This is a genomic window from Arthrobacter rhombi, assembly GCF_900163545.1.
In the GTDB taxonomy this organism is placed as follows: Bacteria; Actinomycetota; Actinomycetes; order Actinomycetales; family Micrococcaceae; genus Arthrobacter_H; species Arthrobacter_H rhombi_A.
In genome coordinates this window covers 83177-100946 of the sequence record NZ_FUHW01000037.1, presented here as the reverse complement: position 1 = coordinate 100946, position 17770 = coordinate 83177, and the positions used below count along the sequence as shown (strand labels likewise).

Below are 17770 nucleotides of genomic sequence, written 5' to 3'. Positions count from 1 at the left end.
TCACTACGAGGACTTCCACCCGCTGCCCGCGTACCCAACCTCAGTGGTCAATACAGCTAGCGGGTCCACGGGGGTGGCGCTGTGGACCGTATGCCAGGGGTCGGCCCAGTCCAGACGTGCCGCGGCATCGGCCCAAAAGTCCAGACGTTCGGATTCGGTGGCCGCCGTCGTGATGGGGTACGGGGCAATGCTCATGAAACCAGCTCCATCGTTCCTGGCGGAAGCACCTTCGTCGGTGACGGACTCCGCGGGGTTGCGGGACCTTATTCGGCGTGGTTGCTGCGGCGTCACGGAGCCAGATCTCTCGGCCGCTCGGGATGGGTACCTTTCCACTAAAGGCCACCGTTGGCTGATGAAGCAACTTCAGGAACGTGTTGCGTAATATTTCATCAACGATTCAAATGCTTGGCCTCAATAGAATTTTTATGTCAGAAAACCTTGAAAACACCGGGAATATTCGATGTTTTAGGGTCCTGAGTCATCTCGGTTTCGGGGTGTCATCGCGTCACATCAGATGTCGACGCCTCTTCCTCCAGTGGCGCTGAAGGTTCCGAATGTGGCCCAATGGAGGTAACAACCATCCAGAGCGGCCGAGAGATCTGGCTCGATGACGCCGCAGCAACCCCTTCCCGAATCATCGGGAGGAAGGTGCTCACGCCGGAACCGATGGAGTGATGTTTTGTGGCAGCCCTGACGATCGATGACGTGACACCGCGACACCTGATCAAACTGACCCCCGGTGTGCCCGCGGACGGGCACTACGACGAACTCGCAGCGGTCTTCCGCCCCGTCTTCGCGAGCATTGCCGACGGGGCAGCCGAACGCGATGCCCGCCGGATCTTGCCCTTCGAGCAGGTCGGCTGGCTCAACCGGGCCCGCTTCGGTGCCTTGCGGGTGCCCCGCGAGGCCGGCGGTTTCGGCGCCTCGCTGGTGGATTCCTTCCGACTGCTCATCGAATTGGGGGAGGCCGACTCGCAGATTGCCCAATTGCTACGTGCCCATATTGGCTTCGTCGAATCGGTGCTGCTGCTTCACGACGAGGAAGTCAAGACCCGCTGGTTCGCCCGCTTCGTGGCCGGGCAGATCGTCGGCAACGCCTACACCGAGCGCGGCGGCAACGACCTGGGCCAACTCAATACCGCCGTCGAACATTCCGAGGCCGGCTGGTTGCTCACGGGGGAGAAGTACTACTGCACCGGGACGATCTTCGCCGACTGGGTCGCCGTGACGGCCATGGCACCGGCGATCGAAGGGCGCCACATTGCGGTGGTGTCCACCCAGCATTCGGGGGTGGTCATCCACGACGATTGGGACGGGTTCGGTCAACAACTCACCGGAACAGGTTCCACCGGCTTCGCGCGGGTTCCGGTGGATACCTTATTGGACCCTGAGGTGCTGGATATTCATCCGGAATCTGCCATCTTCCAGTTGGTCCTGCTCGCCGTGCAGGCGGGTATTGCCCGGGCAGTGCTCGCCGACGTCCGTGCTCATACCCAACTGCGTGAGCGCGCCTTTACGACGGGAACCGGGCTGCCCTCCCGGCACGAACCGCAAATCCTGCAGGTCGTCGGAGAAATCTCGTCGACCGCCTTTGCCATCGACGCCATCTTGTTGGCCGCCGTCGCCGAACTCGAATCCGTGATCGGCCAACCGGGCCTGAGTGCCGCCGAGCAATACGCTGTCTGCGAGCTGGCCGCCAACCGCGCCCAGTCGGCCATCCAACCGCTGGTGCTCGAGGTGACCAGCCAGCTCTTCGACGGCCTCGGCGCCTCGGCGACCTCCGCCGCCTGCAACCTGGACCGCCACTGGCGTAATGCGCGCACCGTAGCGACCCACAACCCCGCCATGTACAAGTCCCGCATCGTCGGCGACTACGAGGTCAACGCCGCGGCGCCGCGCAAACTCGGCGCCGTCGGTGACCTCAAGACCCCTGAAGGAGAAAAATGAGCACCACACCAGCACGCCGTCGGATCCGCCTGAACGCCTTCGACATGAACTGCGTGGTCCACCAATCGCCGGGACTGTGGCGTCATCCGCAGGACCAGGCGTGGCGCTATAAGGAACTGGGCTACTGGACCGAGCTGGCCAAGACGCTGGAGAAGGGCCTGTTCGACGGGATCTTCATCGCGGACGTCTTGGGCACCTACGACGTCTACGGATCCACCAACTCCACTCCGCTCTCCGCCGGCGCCCAGGTCCCGGTCAACGACCCGTTCCTGCTGGTCTCCGCGATGGCTTCCGTCACCGAGAACCTGGGCTTCGGGGTCACCGCCGGAACCGCCTACGAACACCCCTACCCGTTCGCCCGCCGACTGGCGACCCTGGACCACCTGACCAACGGCCGCGTCGGCTGGAACGTCGTGACCGGTTACCTGCCCTCGGCGGCGAGGAACATGGGCCAAGAGGACCAGATGGAACACGACGAACGCTACGACCACGCCGATGAGTACCTCGAAGTCGTCTATAAGCTGCTCGAGGGCTCCTGGGAGGACGACGCCGTGCTCCGCGACCGTGAAACGGGGGTCTATACCGACCCGTCGAAGGTCCACGAAATCGGCCACGAGGGCAAGTACTTCAAGGTCCCCGGCATCGCCATCACCGAACCCTCGGTGCAGCGCACCCCGGTCATCTATCAGGCCGGCGCCTCGCCGCGCGGCCTGGAATTCGCGGGGGCGAACGCCGAATCGGTTTTCGTGAACAGTCCCACCAAAGAAATCCTCACCGACACCGTGCGGAGGATCCGGGACAACGTCGAGGCCGCCGGCCGCGACCGCTACGACGTGAAGATCTACACGATGCAGACGATCATCACCGCTGCCACGGACGAGGAGGCGCAGAACAAATACGCCGACTATGCCTCCTACGCCGACATCAACGGGTCGCTGGCCCTGCTCTCGGGCTGGACCGGAATCGACATGTCACAGTACGACCTTGACGACGTGATCGGTGAGGACGTGAAGTCCAATGCCATCCAGTCCTCGGTGGAGACGTTCAAGAAGGCCTCCGGGGATGACGGCAAACCGTGGACCATCCGCCAGTTGGCCGAATGGATCGGCGTCGGCGGTTTCGGCCCGGTCACCGTCGGTGACGGGGCCCAGGTCGCCGCGAAGCTCGTTGAGTGGGTCCAGGACACCGACGTGGACGGCTTCAATATTGCCTACGCCATCACCCCGGGAACCTTCGAGGACGTCGTCGAGTTCGTCATCCCCGAACTGCAGGCCCTGGGTGCCTACCCCACCGAATACGCGCCGGGGACCCTGCGCCAGAAGCTCTTCGGCGCCGGGGACCGGGTCAAGGACAGCCACCGGGCTGCCGACTACCGGCTCGCGGGAGCACAACTGGCCACCAGCTAGACCGCAGTACCGAAAACCACCATCCAGAGCGGACGAGAGACCTGGCTCGTTGACTCCGCAGCAACCACCCGTTTCGGGCAGGTGCTTCCGCCGGGACCGATGGAAAGGACCCCTCATGACTATCTCCACCCCCACCCCGCCAACCCGCAGGATGCGTTCTCGCGTCGCCGTCGCCAGTTTCATCGGCACCACGATCGAGGGCTACGACTTCGTGCTCTACGGGCTCGCTGCGGCGACCGTCTTCGGCCCGCTGTTCTTCGCCCCGGCAGATCCCCTGGTCGGGACGATGGCCGCCTTCGCGACCTACGCCGTCGGCTTCATCGCCCGCCCCATCGGTGGGCTGCTCGGAGGGCACTACGGGGACCGGATCGGACGCAAGACCGTGCTGGTTGCCTCCCTGCTGCTGACAGGAATCGCCACCACGGCGATCGGTTTGCTGCCCACCCACGACACCGCCGGATGGATTGCGCCGGCCCTCCTGCTGATCCTGCGGGTGGCCCAGGGCATCGGCTACGGGGCCGAATGGGCCGGAGCGGCCCTGATGACCGTCGAACACGCTGCCCCCGGGCGTCGCGGGCTGACCAGCAGCGCCACCCAGATCGGTCCGAGCGCGGGAATGCTGCTGGCCACCGCGGTGCTGTTGGGTCTGGAATCGGCTCTGCCGGATGCCGCCTATCTGGCCTGGGGGTGGAGGCTGCCGTTCCTGGCGAGCATCCTGCTGGTCGCCGTCGGGCTCGTGGTGCGGCTGAAGATCGAGGACAGCGCCTCCTTCAAGCAGGTCGTTCAAACGCAGCAGGTCTCCCGCCGCCCGGTGCTGGAATCGCTGCGCACCCATCCCCGCCAGGTCGCCCTGACCACCGGGCTGCGCATCGCCCAGAACGCGTTCTACTACGTCTACACGGTCTTCATCCTGACCTACCTGGCCCAGGGCGGAATCAGCCGCGAAACCGGGTTGCAGGCCATTCTCATCGCCTCCGCCCTCGGACTGGTCACCGTCCCGTTCTGGGGCTGGGTATCGGACAGGATCGGGCGCCGGCGCACCTACCTCTTCGGCGGGATATTCAGCATCCTGGTTGCCCTGATCGCCTTCCCGCTGCTCGATACCGGCAGCTTCGTGCTGATCGTGCTGACCGTCGTGCTGGGCATGAACATCGGCCACGATGCGATGTATGGGCCGCAGGCGGCGTTCTTCTCCGAGCTCTTCGACACCCGGGTCCGCTTTTCCGGGGTGTCCATCGGCTATCAGATCGGTTCAGTCCTGGGCGGTGGCCTGGCCCCGCTGGTGGCCACCGCGCTGCTGGCCGCCGGCGGCGGCAGCCCGTTCTGGGTCATCGCCTACTTCGTTGCCGTCGGCGCGCTCACCGTCGTCACCACCCTGCTTTCCCCCGAAACCAGTGCGCGGGATCTGGACGCACGCCAAGACGCCTGCCCCGTCTCCGAGCCCGAACATACCCTCGTCAGTTAGGAACGACCATGAGTGAAACCACCACCACCACCCCACCGGCCTTCGACACCCCCGTTCCGGAGGGCTCCGAAGCCCGCTATCTTGCCCTGGCCGCACGCTTCCGCCCCGTCTTCGATGCCATCGCCGTCGACGCCGTCGCCCGCGAACAGGACCATGTGCTTCCCTTCGAACAAGTCGGGTGGCTGCAGGAGGCCGGTTTCACCACCTTGCGGGTGCCGGCCGAATACGGCGGGGACCCGGTGAACCATGAACACCTGTTCCGGCTGCTGGTGGAATTGGCTGCCGCCGATTCCAACGTGGCCCATCTGCTGCGATCACATTTTTCCTTCGTCGAAACCATCGCCTTGCAGCCGCGGGACTTCCGCAACACCTGGTTCCCGCGGGTGCTGGCCGGGCAGATCTTCGGCAATGCGGCCACCGAACGCGGTGGCAACGCCCTGGGCACCACGGCAACGAAACTGAGCGAGCACGACGGCGGATGGGTCCTCAACGGTGCGAAGTACTACACCACCGGCAGCATCTTCGCCGACTGGGTGGTCGTGATGGCCAGCACCGAAGGTGTCGAAGGCCGGCAGTACGCCGTCGTTCCGGTCGGGGCCGACGGGGTGACCATCCACGATGACTGGGACGGCTTCGGCCAACCGTTGACCGGCACCGGAACCGCGATCTTCGACAACGTGGCCGTCGAGTCTGCAAACATCATTTCCCGCAAGGTCACCAGCACGCTGGAACCGGCGTTCTTCCAGCTCGTGCTGCTCGCCGTGCTGGCCGGGATTGGGCGGGCCGCGCTGCGCGACGCCTCCGAACTCGTCGCCGCCCGCACCCGGACGTTCAACACCGGATCCGGTGGACTCTTCCGCGATGACGCACAGATCCAGGAACATGTCGGCACCCTCGCCGCACGGGTCTATGCCGCCGAAGCAGTGGTTGCTGCAGCGGCCCGCGACCTGGACGCCGCCGTCGATCCGGCTGTGGCCCTGGACACGGAAGCGGCGTTCCTGCGCGCCGAAATCGCCGTGCAGAAAGCCCAGGTGACTGTCCCGCCGCTGGTCCTCGATGCCGCAGGGGCCCTTTTCGACGTGACCGGGGCCTCCGCCACCAGCCGCGGAAAATCCTTGGACCGGCACTGGCGCAACGCCCGCACGGTGGCCACCCACAACCCGGCGGCCTTCAAGGCCCGCTCCGTCGGTGACTTCCACATCAACGGCACCATCCCCATCGGCCTGAACAGCATCGGTGAAGCCACCACGACTCCGAAGGACACCACCCGAGCATGAGCACCAACCAACGCCCGCGTCTGCTGCTGAGCGCCTTTTTGATGAACACCCCGAGCCACATCCTGGGAGGCCAGTGGCGTCACCCCGAGGCCCAACAGCACCGCTATAACGAGCTCGGTCTGTGGGTGGATCTAGCCCGGCAACTCGAGGACGCAAAATTCGATGCCCTGTTCTTCGCCGACGTGGTGGGCCTCTACGGCGACCATGAGGGAGGGTGGGCCTCGCTGGTGGAGAAGGGGCTGCAGGTACCCTCCAATGACCCGCTGGTGCTGGCCTCCGCCCTGGCCGCGACCACCTCTCAGATCGGGTTGGCGCTGACCAGCTCAGTGGTGCAGTCCGACCCGTTCCAGATGGCCCGCCAGTTCTCCACCCTCGATCATCTCTCCGGAGGCCGGGTCGCCTGGAACATCGTGACCAGCGTGTTGGAGAACTCCCACCGCAACTTCGGGGCCACGGGTCTGGCCGCCCACGCAGACCGCTATGACTGGGCCGAGGAATACGTGTCCGCCGTCTATAAACTATGGGAAGGGTCCTGGGCGGATGGGGCTGTGCTGGCCGATAAGCAGACCGGTCGCTATGCCGACCCGGCCCTGGTGAACAAGATCCACCATGAAGGCCCCCGCTATTCCATCGAAGGCCCGCATTTGTCCTCGCCGAGCCCGCAGCGCACCCCGTTCCTCTTCCAAGCCGGCAGCTCACCGCGTGGTAAGGCCTTCGCCGCGGCCCATGCCGAGGCCACGTTCCTGTTCGCCCCGAACACCGATTACGTGCGCAAACAAGCAACGGCCATCCGGGCGGCCGAAGCCGCAGCGGGCAGGTCGCCGGGGGACGCGAAGATCTTCGCCGGGCTGTCCTTCGTCGTGGGCAGCACCGAGGCAGAGGTCAAGCGCAAGGAGACCGAATATGACCAGTACCTGGACCCCCACGCCCTGATCGCGCATATCGGCGGGGGCATCGGCGTGGACCTCGGGGGCCTGGACTTGGACACCCCGCTGGGCGATATCGAAACCGAAGGGGCACGCGGGGTCCTCGAGGCGGTCATCGCCTCGGTACCCGGCGGTAAGCCGACCGTCGGAGATCTGGCCCGCTCGCGGGCGAAAGCACAACAGATCGCCGGTACCCCGGAACAAATCGTCGACGAACTTGAGCGGTGGCAGGATGCCGGGATCAATGGGGTCAACATCATCAACCAGATCCTTCCCGGCTCCTATACCGACTTCATCGAGGGGGTCCTTCCAGAACTGCGGGCCCGCGGTCTGGCCCAAAGCGAGTACGCACCCGGGACCCTGCGGGAAAAGGTCTTCGGCAGGACGGCCACCCTGGAGGCCAACCACCCGGCCGCCGCCTACCGGGGAGCGTTCTCCAAGCACTCGGCAGCTGCCACCCAGCAGGCGGCCCCGGTGGGCTGACGGGCGCCGGTGGGCCTTGTAAGGTGGGGGCCATGACGGAACCAGCACCGCAGAACCCACCGTCCGATGCCGAGCTGGCAGGGATCCCCGATCTGGAGATCCCCGCAGCCGATATCCCGGAGGCCGATATTGCCGATGTCGACATCCCCGCGGCACCGGTCCGTCCGCCGTCCACCCCCGGGGAATCGGCACCGCCAGGTCTCGATCTTGCGGGGACCGGCCGTCGCGGAGCCGTCGTTGAACCGGAGGTTCCCGAGGTCGAAGGACCACCGTTGGGCACCACCGATCCGCAGCTGCGCACCACTGAGCCGGTCCTGAACGTGTCCGATCCGGTGCTTTCCGAACCGGTGCTGCGCGAGCCGGTACTCGGTGATGGCGGGACCGACGGTCCACAGCTGCGCCAGCACCACATCAACGATCCGGACACCATCCGGCGTCTGCTCACCACCCCGGCCCGTTGGGCCATCGTCGGTCTGTCCAATAATCCGATGCGAGCCGCCGTCGGGGTGGCGCGGATCGTGCGTGACGACCTGGGCATGGACATCGTCCCGGTCTCGCTGAAGGGGGACACCGTCCACGGGGAGCGGGGCTACACCCGGCTCGATGAGATCCCCGGGACCATCGACGTCGTGGACTGCTTCGTGAACTCGCAGAAGGTCGGCGCCATCGTCGACCAGGCCATCGACATCGGCGCGAAGGCCGTGTGGCTCCAGGTCGGGGTCATCGATGAAGCCGCAGCGGCCCGCGCCACGGCCGCCGGACTGGATGTGGTCATGGACGCCTGCCCGGCGATCGAGCGGCGCAACCTGATGCGCTCCTAGAGCCCGGCACCCTGTTTCATCTCGTCATAGCGCGAGCGCATGAACAAGAAGACCGCGTAGGCCATCAGGCCGACGGCGATCGCGATGAGGGCGAAGGAACCAAACGGCTGATCGCGCACTGCCTTGAGGGCACCATCGAGGCCGGTGGAATCCTCGGGGTCGTGTTGCGCCGTGGAGACGACGATCAGCAGTCCCAGCGCGGCCAGAGTCAGCCCCTTGGCCACGTAACCCGCGGTGCCTAGGATCATCAGGGTGCGCTGCACCGTGGCGCTGGAGGGCCGGCGCAGGCTCTTGGTGAACTTTCTGGCCACGCCGGAGTAGATGAAATAGATCCCGACGCCGATGACGACCAGGCCGGCGATGATCAGGGCGACGCTTCCGGCGGGTGAGGACATGAGGGTGGCCGAAATGGACGTGCTCTGTTGGGAGGAGTCCTTTCCGGCGCCGAGGGCGTAGCTGCCGAACGTGGTGCCGATGGCCGCGAAGACGACGCCGGTGCCCGCCTGTTTGACGATGAAACCGAGGCCCTTCTGGCTGGGAACGATGGCCTGGGCCAGGCTCCAGACCGCCAACAGGAGGCAGCCCAGGAAGCAGATCCAAATCAGGATCTCGCCACCGGGCTGTGCGGAGAGCGTCCTCATGGCGCCCGACTGGTCGGCATCCCCGCCACGCGCCAAGGCGACATTCAAGGTCAGGAAGCCCAGCATGGCATGCAGGATGCCGTTGGCCACGAAGCCAAGCCGTGCCGCGCGTTCGAACCATTCGCTGCGGACTGCCTTGCGGGCCTCGACGGCGGCCTTGTCGGTGTTCTTCATCCCCTGAGTTTAGGCCGAAGGAGCCGCGCGTTGGCGCATCAGCGCCAGCGGCAGAGTGGCCAGCGAGATTCCGGCGGCCACCAACAGGGCGATGGGGAAGGACAGCCCCGCGGCCAGGGCTCCCACGAGCACCGATCCCAGACCGGTTCCGGCATCAAAGCCCATGTTCCAGACGGCGCTCGCCGTCCCATACTGCGCTGGCCGTACTGCCGAAAGGGAGAGCAGCAAGGTGAGGTTCTGTAGACCGCCATAGGTGATGCCGATGATCGTCATGGCCACCAGGAGCAGGGGGACCCGGGTCGCGTCTTGATCCTTCACCGCGAGGGCTGCCAGCACGAGTCCGAGACAGGTGAGCAGCACCAGCGGCCAGAGGAAGGCTTTCGTCCCATGCCGATCGGCCAGGGCTCCCAGGCGCCACCGGCTGACGGCAGCGGTGGCGGTCAGCAGGGCCAGACCCCCGGTCGTTGCGGCGGGGGAGGAGCTCATTTGCGGGACGAAGGTGATCAGTGCGCCACCGGCGAGGGTCACGGCAAGGAGCAGGATCATCGGTTGGAAGAGTCCACCCGGAAGCCGGGGGAGCCGCCGCCCGGCTGTCGCCGTGGTGCCCTCGGCGGGCAGGTCGAGCTCTTGGGCCCGGCGGCGACGGGCCTGTTCGGCTTCGCGGACACGTAGGGCCTGGGCCAACCGGGGGGCTGCCGCGATGCCCAGCAGCGGCAGGGTTCCCAGGGCGAAAACCGCCCAGAAACCGATCGTGTCGGCCAGCCACGGACCGGCAGGTAACAGGAGCAGTTGGGGTACGGCGATCGCCGCGCCATAGGCCCCGATGGCTGCGCCATGCCTCGCCGGTGCCACCAGATGGGCGACCGCAGCGGAACCGGTGACCGTCAAGATTCCGAACCCCACCCCACGGATCAACGACAGCGCCAGGATCCAACCGAGCTGATCGGAGATGAGCATCAGGAGGGAGGGTCCGCCGAGGAGCAGCAGACCCGCGGCGAGAACTCGGCCCGTTCCCAGTCGTTGCAGCAGCCGCGGGACGAAACCCTGGGTGAGGACGGTGGCCAGCAGGAGGGCGCCATTAACGAGGCCGGAACCGGCCTCATCAGCTCCACCGTGGACTGCCCAGAGCGGGGCCATGGGCAGCAGGGCGGCGAATCCGGCGAAACCGGCGGCCGTCAGGGACAGTAGCGCCGGCATTCCGGGGGCGCGCCACACCGATTTCTGGCGGGAAGGATCAGAGCTGCTCACGAGGCCCCACCCTAGCAAGGGAGACCATCAGCATATCGCGCTCATTTGAGTCAACTGGTTTGCTCATATGTTATGCTCGGATTTGTTAGCTACATCACGATCGGAGCACATCATGACGCGTCTGCAGGCCGGGGCCCTAGCCGAACTCAACGACCTGGTCGCAGTGCCCGGGTATCCACTGGGGCAACGACGCATCGGCATCGTGCACTTTGGTGTCGGCGGCTTCCATCGGGCCCACCAGGCGATGTATCTCGACGCGTTGATGAACTCGGGTCAGGATCTGGACTGGGCCATCTGCGGCGTCGGGCTCATGCCCCACGACCAGCGCATGCGTGATGTCATGGCCGAGCAGGACGGCCTGTATACCTTGGTGTCCAAGGCCCCCGATGGAACGCGCGATGCCCGGGTCGTCGGTTCGATCGCCCGCTACCTTTATGCCCCGGACGGTCCCGAGCTGGTCCTGGCGCAGCTCACCGACCCGATGGTGCGGATCGTGTCGCTCACCGTGACCGAGGGGGGCTATAACTACAACCCCTCCACCGGGGAATTCGACGCCACTACCCCTGCGGTCGCCGCCGATCTGGCCGAGGATGCCGTACCAACCACCACGTTCGGGTTCGTCACCGAGGCGCTGCGTCGCCGCCGAGCCGCCGGAGTCGCGCCGTTCACGGTGATGAGTTGCGACAACATCCAAGGCAACGGCCACCTGGCCGCAAAGGTCTTCACCGCCTTCGCCCGGTTGAAGGATCCGGAGCTCGGAGCGTGGGTGGCCGAGCAGGTGCCCTTCCCGAACTCCATGGTCGATCGGATCACCCCGGTCACCACCGATGCCGACCGGGCTGACATTGCGGCCGAATACGGTGTGGAAGACGCCTGGCCGGTGGTCTGCGAGGACTTCATCCAATGGGTCCTGGAGGACAGATTCCCCGCCGGGCGCCCCGACTGGGGGTCGGTAGGAGTCCAGCTCGTCGACGACGTTGAACCCTATGAGCTGATGAAACTACGCCTGCTCAACTGCAGCCACCAGGGCATCGCCTACCTTGGCTACCTCGCCGGGTACCGCTTCGCCCACGAGGCCTGCTCCGACCCGCTGCTCGTCGAGTTCCTCCTCGCCTATATGGAACGCGAGGCCACCCCCACACTCAAGCCCGTGCCGGGGATCGACCTGGACGCCTACCGGCACGAGCTCATCGAACGTTTCGCCAACGAACAGGTCCAGGACACCCTGGCCCGGCTGGCCGCTGAATCCTCCGATCGGATCCCCACCTGGCTGGTCCCGGTCATCCGGGCGAACCTGTCCGACGGCGGAGCGGTGCGCCTGAGTGCCGCGATCGTCGCTTCCTGGGCCCGCTACGCCCGCGGGGTCGACGAGGCAGGGCAGCCCATCGAGGTCGTCGACCGGCTCCGGGATCGCGTCCTCGCCGCCGCGGCCGCCCAGGATGAGGACCCGTTGGCGTTCCTGCGCGACCGGGAACTCTTCGGCGATCTGGTCGACCACGAGGACTTCACCAAGCCCTATCTGCAGGCCTTGGCCATCCTGGACGACGGCGGGGCGCTGGCCCTGCTGCGCACCCTCCGTGAGGACGGCTGGAACTAGGACTCCGCCTCCCTGCGGCAGCCTCGAGAAGGGGCCTACACCCCATAGAGGCGGGTGCGTTCGGCGGCGTACAGGGTGCGCGATTCCCGCCCCCAGCCGTCGCCCGACGGACTGAGGCGGGCCTGGGCGTGCCGCTCGAAGACCGGCAATTCCCCGGTGGCCGCCCACGCGGCCTGCCGGGCGGCGCCCAGGGCCACGTATTCGCCGGCTTCCAGGACGTCCACGTTGATTCCCAGCAGTTCGGGGGCCACCGCCCGCAAGGATGCCGAGCGGGCGCCACCGCCGATCAGTAGTGCCCGTTGGGCCGGACGCGACACCTCGGAGAGGGCTTCGGCGGCATCGGCCAGCGAATTCATCACGGCCAGGACGGAGGATCGGGCCAGATTCTCCCGGGTCAACGAGGCCCGGCTCATACCGGTCAGGGACCCGGAGGCTCCCGGAAGATTGGGCGTGCGTTCGCCATCGAAATAGGGCATGAGGTTCAGTCCTCCGGCCAACGGGTCCCCGGAGGAGGCGAGCCGGTCGAATTCAGCCAGCCCAACGCCGAGCAGTTCGGCGGTGGTGGCCATCACCCGGGCCGAATTGATCACCGCGAGCAAGGGGAGGTAGCCGCCGGTGGCGTCGGCGAATCCGGCCACCGCCCCCGTGGGGTCCGCGGTGGGGCGATCCGGTACGGAGGCGAAAACGGTGCCCGAGGTGCCGATGGACACCGCAATTTCCCTGGATTGCAGGCCCAGGCCCAGGGCGGCTGCGGCATTGTCGCCGGCGCCCGCCGAGACAACCGCCCCGTCGGCCCCGAACTCGGGCAGGAGGTGGCCGCCGACGGCGTCCGGGGCGATCACCTCGGGTAGCTCGGGGGCGCGACCGAAATATTCGGTCAGCAGTTCGGGGAGGTATCCGGTAGCAGGGTGGTAATAGGCGGTGCCGCTGGTATCGGAGCGATCCGTGAACCAGCTGCCCGTGAGCACGTGGTTCAGATAATCGTGGGGCAGCACCACGCGGTGCACCCGTGCCGCGGCTTCGGGCTCGTTCCGGGCCAGCCAGGCCAGCTTCGTCAGGGTGAAGGAGGCCACCGGGACCGACCCCACCTCGCGGGCCCAGAAATCGGCCCCGTGGTCGGAGACCATGGCCGCGGCCTCGGGAGCGCTGCGGGTGTCGTTCCACAACAGCGCATCGAAGACCGGTTCCCCGGCCGCGTCCAGGGCGACCATGCCATGCTGTTGGGCGGCCAGCCCGACGCCGATGACTGTACCCGCCCCCGCCGGGTCTGCTTCTTTCCAGGCGCGGTGCAGGGCGGCGGCCCAGATCCGCGGATCGATGCTGGTCCCATCGGGATGGGCCACCTTGGCCGAGCGCAATTCGGCCCCGGTGGCGGCATCCAGGACCAGCACCTTGCAGGACTGGGTCGAGGAATCAATGCCGACGACGACGTCGCTCATGCCGGATCCTCCGTCGCGGTTGCTTCAATCAGGTCAAGCTCTGTGGCCAGGGCGTGGGCCAGTGACGGGCCGAGGACCAAGTGGTTCACGATTCCGGCGGCCACCGCAGCGCGGACCCCCGCGACACCGTCCGGGCTGGGGGCGACCATCACCACTTGCGGGGTGGCTTTCAGCTGGGCCAGTGAGACGGCGATGACACAATCATCGACCCCTGCCGCTGCCGCCGAACCGTCGGCGGCCAGCAGTCGGCCCGAACATTCGGCGACGGTGCCCGCCGCGGTGGCGGCCCGACGCTGGGTGGGGGAGAGGCGTTCATAGACGGTCGACTTCCCGGGGGCCCAATCGCCCAGGGCGACGACGGCGACATCGAGATCCTCCGCTGCCTTCAGGGCGTCGGAGATCTCCGGCTGGCGGCGCAGGCTCGCGGCCGTCTCGGCCGTTTCAAGGATGAGCGGGGCCGGCAGGGGCCAGGTCCGGCCACCGGCTGCTGCTCCGAGCCGATGGATCAGCGCCCCCGAACCGCTGCCGCCGGTGACGGTGATGGAGCCGGCGAGCTGGACGACGTCGCAACCGGGCAGTGTTGGCAGGTGTCCGGCCATGGCCTGCAAGGTGCGCGACCAGGAGACCCCCAGTCGGCATCCCTCGGTGACGACCCGGGCGACGACTCCTGCCGCGGCACGGGCCAGCCGGTCGCGTTCGTCGAGGGCCCCCGTCGGGGTCGGGGCGATGGTCACCGTCGTGATGCCGAGGGCGCGGGCCAGTTCCGCTTCTTCGACGGGTACGGCTGCGGGGCGACGGATGGTGATCTGCACGATTCCTTCGTGGCGTGCCTCATCAAGATAGCGGGCGACCTGGAAGCGGGAGATCCCGTGGGTCTTGGCGATCTCGACCTTGGAGGTGTTTTCGAGGTAATACTCGCTGGCGATCTGCGCCAACATTTCCTCGTGCCGTTCGGGCATGGGGTGGCTTCCTTCGTTTAGGCCGGCACTCCGTCGTGTCGGACTCATGTGAGTTGAATGTCTTGCTCAAATGATCTTATATGACTAGAGTCACATAACAAATGAGCAGTTGGTAGATATCACATGAGCGAAATGATCGCTCGGGCGAGGAGCACATCATGGCGATACGGGATTTCTCCCTCAGCCGCCGAGGATTCATGGGGGCAGGGCTCGGTGCCATGGCCGCTGCAGGGCTCAGTGCCTGTTCGGGACAGGCGACGGCGGGAGGGAAGACCAGCCTGATCGTCGCCATCGTCTCCAACCCGCAGATGACCGATGCGATCTCCTTGATGGATGACTTCCGGTCCAAGCACCCGGGGATCGATGTCCGTTTCGTCTCGCTTCCCGAAAACGAGGCCCGCGCGAAGATCACCGCCTCCGTAGCCACCGAAGGCGGGGAGTTCGATGTCGTGATGATCTCCAACTACGAGACGCCGATGTGGGCAGAAAACGGCTGGATCACCGATCTGAGTCCCTATATGGAACAGACCGAAGGCTACGATGCCAAAGATTTCATTCCGACCATCCGTGAGGCACTGACCCATCGGGGGGGCCAATACTCGGTGCCGTTCTACGGAGAGTCCTCGTTCGTGGTCTACCGCGAAGACCTCTTCGAGAAGGCGGGGCTGAGCATGCCCGAACAGCCGACCTGGGAACAGATCCGCGGATTCGCGCAGAAACTTCACGCGCCGGAGAAGGGTTTCTCGGGGATTTGCCTGCGCGGACTGGCCGGCTGGGGCGAAGTGATGGCACCGCTGGACACCGTCATCAACACCTACGGTGGCCGCTGGTTCGACGAGGACTGGAACGCCACCCTGGATAGCCCCGAGGTCCACGAGGCAGTCGCCGGCTATGTGGACCTGGTGCGCAGCTACGGTCAGCCCGGGGCAGCGACCTCGGGCTACGGCGACTGCATTACCCGCTTCTCCCAAGGAAATGCGGCCATGTGGTATGACGCCACGGCCATGGTCTCCTCCATTGAGGACCCGTCCTCATCGAAGGTCACCGGCAAGACCAACTATGCCCTGGCACCGGTCAAGGAGACCGATTCGGCCGGCTGGCTCTACACCTGGGCGCTGGCCATCCCCGAAACCAGCCGGAAGAAGCAGGCCGCCTGGGATTTCATCGCCTGGATGACCAATAAGGAATACCTGAAACTGGTCGGCAACTCCATCGGTTGGGAACGGCTGCCCCCGGGCAGCCGCACCTCCACCTATGAAATCCCCGAATATGCCGCGATCGCCAAGGACTATGCGACACCGACCTTGAAGGCCATGGGCAATGCCACCCAGGACAAGTCCATGGTCCATCCGGTGCCCTATACCGGACTGCAGTTCGTGGGAATCCCCGAATTTCAGGACCTCGGCACCCGGGTGGCGCAGCAGATCTCAGCCTCCATCGCCGGAAGCCAAAGCGTCGAAGAGGCGCTGCGCCAATCGCAGGACTTCGCGGCCACCGTGGCCCGGACCTACCAGAAGAAGGGCTAGGCCATGAGCACGTTGACCCAGCCGGACCGCCAGCAAGCGGCCGCCGGCTCCGAAACGCACGCAGCGCAACAGCGTCGCGCCCAGCGTCGGGAGGGGTGGAGCCGCCGGCTGCCGCTACTTCCCGCACTGATCTTCACGATCGTCGTCACCCAGCTGCCCTTCCTGCTGACCATCTGGTATTCGCTGCGTTCCTGGAACCTGTTGCGTCCTGACGGCAATATCTTCGTGGGACTGCAGAACTTCGTGGACATCTTCTCCGATTCCACGTTCCGGGTCGCCGCGGTGAACTCGGTGGTGATCACCTTGGGCTGTGTTGCCGTGGCCCTGGTCCTGGGCACGTTCTTCGCGATTCTCCTGGACCGGGAATTCTTGGGCCGGGGGATCGTGCGGACCCTGCTGATCACCCCGTTCCTGATCATGCCGGTGGCCTCCTCGCTGCTGTGGAGCGTTTCGATGCTCAACCCCAGTTACGGGATGGTCAACTGGGTGCTCGGACTCGTCGGGATCGGACCGATCGACTTCACCTCATCCGCACCGCTGCTGTCGGTGGTGATCGCCCTGGTGTGGCAGTGGACCCCCTTCATGATGCTGCTGGTCCTAGCCGGGCTGCAGGCCCAATCCAAGGACGTCCTGGAAGCCGCTTCGCTGGATGGCGCCGGCTGGTGGAAGACCTTCACCTGGGTGACCATGCCGCAACTGCGCAGGTATATGGAACTGGCCGTGTTGCTGGGTTCGATCTACGTGGTCAACACTTTCGACCAGATCTACCTGATGACCGCCGGCGGGCCCGGCACGGCTAGCGCGAACCTGCCGTTCTACATCTACCAACGTGCCTTCCTCGGTTTCGATATCGGCCAGGCGGCCGCCATGGGCGTCGTGGTCGTCATCGCGACGATCCTCATCGCCACCTTTGCGCTGCGCTTGATCTTCCGCAGCTTCGACGACAAGGAGCTGTCATGAGCACCACGACCCAACAAGCCGCAGGGCCCGGCACCCGGGCCGAGAATCCTGAAGTCTATAAACCGCGCCGGAAGGGGGTGATCAGCGGGAGTCTGCTGACCACGTTCACCTGGATCGCCGCACTGGTGTTCTTCGCCCCGATCGCGTGGATGGTGATGACCTCCTTCAAACAGGAGAACGTGGCCGCTTCGAGTCCGCCCAGCTTCTTCTTCGAACCCACGCTGGATCAGTACAAGGCGGTTCTGGGCTCGGATGCCGCCCCCTACTTCCTGAACTCGCTTATTGCCACCGGTGTTTCGACGCTGTTGGTGATCCTCCTGGCCATTCCGGCGTCCTACGCGTTGAGTATCCGGCCGGTGAAGAAGACCAATGACGTGTTGTTCTTCTTCATCTCCACCAAGATGCTCCCGATCGTCGCGGTGATCATGCCGATCTATGTGATCTCCGGTCAGTTGCGGGCCCTGGACAGCATCTGGACGTTGGTCATCCTCTACACGGCCATGAACCTGCCGATCGCCGTGTGGATGATGCGTTCCTTCTTCCAGGAGGTCCCCGGGGAGGTGCTGGAAGCCGCATCGGTGGACGGTGCCGGGCTGATCAAGACGTTGCGCTCCGTGTTGATCCCGATGGTCACCCCGGGTATCGCGGCGACCGCGCTGATTTGTGTGATCTTCTCCTGGAACGAGTTCTTCTTTGCCCTGAACCTCACCGCCGCGAAGGCGGCGACGGTCCCGGTGTTCCTGATATCGCAGATGACCAGTGAGGGGCTGTTCCTCGCCCAGCTGTCGGCGGCCTCGGTGTTGGCCTCGCTGCCGGTGGTCCTGGCCGGTTGGTTGGCGCAAAAGCAGCTGGTCCGTGGTCTGTCGATGGGTGCGGTGAAATAAACAACAGCCACTTCTTC

At 65.8% G+C, this 17770-nt stretch carries 15 protein-coding genes and 2 riboswitches; of the genes, 10 read left to right on the top strand and 5 right to left on the bottom strand.

Features of this window, described 5'->3' with window-relative positions:
• Nucleotides 1-3 precede the first annotated feature (3 nt).
• Nucleotides 4-195 carry a hypothetical protein gene (locus FM101_RS15755; RefSeq protein WP_086999360.1) on the bottom strand — a complete coding sequence of 64 codons (192 nt, stop codon included), beginning with the start codon at nt 193-195 and terminating at the stop codon, nt 4-6.
• Nucleotides 196-574: 379 nt separating this feature from the next.
• A riboswitch (SAM riboswitch) is annotated at nt 575-673 on the top strand.
• Nucleotides 674-681: 8 nt separating this feature from the next.
• Here FM101_RS15755 and FM101_RS10465 point away from each other — a divergent pair.
• From FM101_RS10465 to FM101_RS15980, 6 genes are all read left to right on the top strand, one after another.
• Nucleotides 682-1947, top strand: a complete 1266-nt coding sequence (locus tag FM101_RS10465; protein ID WP_086999357.1) for an acyl-CoA dehydrogenase family protein — start codon at nt 682-684, stop codon at nt 1945-1947.
• Nucleotides 1944-3353 carry an LLM class flavin-dependent oxidoreductase gene (locus tag FM101_RS10460; RefSeq protein ID WP_086999354.1) on the top strand — a complete coding sequence of 470 codons (1410 nt, stop codon included), beginning with the start codon at nt 1944-1946 and terminating at the stop codon, nt 3351-3353. Before FM101_RS10465 ends, FM101_RS10460 begins: the two co-directional genes overlap by 4 nt.
• Before the next feature lie 16 nt (nt 3354-3369).
• Nucleotides 3370-3459, top strand: a riboswitch (SAM riboswitch).
• 9 nt (nt 3460-3468) lie between these two features.
• Complete coding sequence (locus tag FM101_RS10455) at nt 3469-4818, top strand: MFS transporter (protein WP_086999351.1); 1350 nt, start codon at nt 3469-3471, stop codon at nt 4816-4818.
• Between the two features lie 8 nt (nt 4819-4826).
• Nucleotides 4827-6095: an acyl-CoA dehydrogenase family protein gene (locus FM101_RS10450; protein ID WP_086999348.1), complete on the top strand. Its 1269-nt coding sequence runs from the start codon at nt 4827-4829 to the stop codon at nt 6093-6095.
• Nucleotides 6092-7504, top strand: a complete 1413-nt coding sequence (locus tag FM101_RS10445) for an NtaA/DmoA family FMN-dependent monooxygenase (protein WP_086999345.1) — start codon at nt 6092-6094, stop codon at nt 7502-7504. The genes FM101_RS10450 and FM101_RS10445 overlap by 4 nt, the downstream gene beginning before the upstream one ends.
• A gap of 395 nt (nt 7505-7899) precedes the next feature.
• Nucleotides 7900-8325 (top strand): CoA-binding protein, encoded by a 426-nt coding sequence (locus FM101_RS15980; RefSeq protein ID WP_241895395.1) that lies wholly within the window; start codon nt 7900-7902, stop codon nt 8323-8325.
• Here FM101_RS15980 and FM101_RS10435 read toward each other — a convergent pair.
• Together FM101_RS10435 and FM101_RS10430 are read right to left on the bottom strand one after the other, a co-directional pair.
• The gene (locus tag FM101_RS10435) at nt 8322-9140 is read right to left on the bottom strand and encodes a DUF1206 domain-containing protein (RefSeq protein ID WP_086999340.1); all 819 of its coding nucleotides are present in this window, start codon (nt 9138-9140) and stop codon (nt 8322-8324) included. The genes FM101_RS15980 and FM101_RS10435 overlap by 4 nt on opposite strands.
• 9 nt (nt 9141-9149) lie before the next feature.
• Nucleotides 9150-10388: an MFS transporter gene (locus tag FM101_RS10430; protein ID WP_245806683.1), complete on the bottom strand. Its 1239-nt coding sequence runs from the start codon at nt 10386-10388 to the stop codon at nt 9150-9152.
• Nucleotides 10389-10500: 112 nt separating this feature from the next.
• Between FM101_RS10430 and FM101_RS10425 the strand changes: the two genes are divergently transcribed.
• Complete coding sequence (locus tag FM101_RS10425) at nt 10501-11985, top strand: mannitol dehydrogenase family protein (protein ID WP_086999336.1); 1485 nt, start codon at nt 10501-10503, stop codon at nt 11983-11985.
• Between the two features lie 35 nt (nt 11986-12020).
• On the opposite strand, the gene FM101_RS10420 is transcribed toward FM101_RS10425, so the two are convergent.
• The gene (locus FM101_RS10420) at nt 12021-13424 is read right to left on the bottom strand and encodes an FGGY family carbohydrate kinase (protein WP_086999333.1); all 1404 of its coding nucleotides are present in this window, start codon (nt 13422-13424) and stop codon (nt 12021-12023) included.
• Entirely contained in the window at nt 13421-14383 is a 963-nt protein-coding gene (locus FM101_RS10415; protein ID WP_158225932.1) for a sugar-binding transcriptional regulator, read from the bottom strand. Before FM101_RS10415 ends, FM101_RS10420 begins: the two co-directional genes overlap by 4 nt.
• Nucleotides 14384-14541: 158 nt before the next feature.
• On the opposite strand from FM101_RS10415, the gene FM101_RS10410 reads away from it, so the two are divergent.
• Genes FM101_RS10410 through FM101_RS10400 form a run of 3 tightly spaced genes read left to right on the top strand, consistent with a single transcriptional unit; the run spans nt 14542 to nt 17753 of the window.
• Entirely contained in the window at nt 14542-15909 is a 1368-nt protein-coding gene (locus tag FM101_RS10410) for an ABC transporter substrate-binding protein (protein ID WP_241895381.1), read from the top strand.
• Nucleotides 15910-15912: 3 nt separating this feature from the next.
• Nucleotides 15913-16869, top strand: a complete 957-nt coding sequence (locus FM101_RS10405) for a carbohydrate ABC transporter permease (RefSeq protein WP_086999327.1) — start codon at nt 15913-15915, stop codon at nt 16867-16869.
• Nucleotides 16866-17753 carry a carbohydrate ABC transporter permease gene (locus tag FM101_RS10400; RefSeq protein WP_086999324.1) on the top strand — a complete coding sequence of 296 codons (888 nt, stop codon included), beginning with the start codon at nt 16866-16868 and terminating at the stop codon, nt 17751-17753. Before FM101_RS10405 ends, FM101_RS10400 begins: the two co-directional genes overlap by 4 nt.
• Nucleotides 17754-17770: the final 17 nt, after the last annotated feature.

Coding starts and splice junctions, on each gene's coding strand:
- FM101_RS10410 (WP_241895381.1), top strand. CDS start 14,542: ATGGCGATACGGGATTTCTCCCTCAGCCGCCGAGGATTCATGGGGGCA.
- FM101_RS10405 (WP_086999327.1), top strand. CDS start 15,913: ATGAGCACGTTGACCCAGCCGGACCGCCAGCAAGCGGCCGCCGGCTCC.
- FM101_RS10425 (WP_086999336.1), top strand. CDS start 10,501: ATGACGCGTCTGCAGGCCGGGGCCCTAGCCGAACTCAACGACCTGGTC.
- FM101_RS15755 (WP_086999360.1), bottom strand. CDS start 195: ATGAGCATTGCCCCGTACCCCATCACGACGGCGGCCACCGAATCCGAA.
- FM101_RS10455 (WP_086999351.1), top strand. CDS start 3,469: ATGACTATCTCCACCCCCACCCCGCCAACCCGCAGGATGCGTTCTCGC.
- FM101_RS10435 (WP_086999340.1), bottom strand. CDS start 9,140: ATGAAGAACACCGACAAGGCCGCCGTCGAGGCCCGCAAGGCAGTCCGC.
- FM101_RS10450 (WP_086999348.1), top strand. CDS start 4,827: ATGAGTGAAACCACCACCACCACCCCACCGGCCTTCGACACCCCCGTT.
- FM101_RS10400 (WP_086999324.1), top strand. CDS start 16,866: ATGAGCACCACGACCCAACAAGCCGCAGGGCCCGGCACCCGGGCCGAG.
- FM101_RS10460 (WP_086999354.1), top strand. CDS start 1,944: ATGAGCACCACACCAGCACGCCGTCGGATCCGCCTGAACGCCTTCGAC.
- FM101_RS10420 (WP_086999333.1), bottom strand. CDS start 13,424: ATGAGCGACGTCGTCGTCGGCATTGATTCCTCGACCCAGTCCTGCAAG.
- FM101_RS10445 (WP_086999345.1), top strand. CDS start 6,092: ATGAGCACCAACCAACGCCCGCGTCTGCTGCTGAGCGCCTTTTTGATG.
- FM101_RS10415 (WP_158225932.1), bottom strand. CDS start 14,383: ATGCCCGAACGGCACGAGGAAATGTTGGCGCAGATCGCCAGCGAGTAT.